The 546-nt window shown below is 78.0% G+C and carries 1 protein-coding gene; it reads right to left on the bottom strand.

The window, feature by feature from the left end:
* Positions 1 to 546, bottom strand: a 546-nt coding sequence (locus ABD211_RS32850; protein ID WP_344140410.1) for a hypothetical protein, incomplete at both ends; no start/stop codon positions are given.

Below are 546 nucleotides of genomic sequence, written 5' to 3'. Positions count from 1 at the left end.
CGGGTACGCGTCTCCGCCGCCTCCCGCTCCGCGTCGCGGGGCGCGTCGAGCGCCTCCGCGAGGCGCTGGGCGAGGGAGTCCCGCTCGGCGCGCAGGGTCCCGTGTTCGGTGGCGAGCCGCTCGTAATCGGCCCGCACCGCGGCGTGCTCGCCGGCGAGGCGGTCCCGGTCGGCGGCGAGCGAGTCCCGGAGGGCGGTGAGCGTGTCCCGTTCCGCGGTGAGCGTGTTCCGTGCCGCGGCGAGCGTGTCCCGTTCCGCGGTGAGCTGATCGTGGGCGGTGCGCAGCGTGCCGTGCGCGGCCGTCAGGGACTCATGGTCCGCTGCGAGGCGCGCGTGGTCCGCCGTGAGGCGGCCGTGTTCGCTGGTCAGGTGCTCGTGCTCGGTGGCTAGGCGGTCGCGGGCCGCGGTGGCGGCGGCCACGGCGGCGCCGGACTCCTGGCGTACCCGGGCGGTTTCTGTTTCCGCCTGCTCGCGGCGGAGGCGTTCCGCGGCCTCGGCGCGGACGGCGTCCTCGCGGCGGGCGGCCTGCTCGGCCGCGTGCGACTCC

Source organism: Luedemannella flava (assembly GCF_039528515.1).
GTDB classification, from domain to species: domain Bacteria; phylum Actinomycetota; class Actinomycetes; order Mycobacteriales; family Micromonosporaceae; genus Luedemannella; species Luedemannella flava.
The sequence above is the reverse complement of the archived record's forward strand: the minus strand, read 5'-3'. Positions and strand labels throughout refer to the sequence as shown.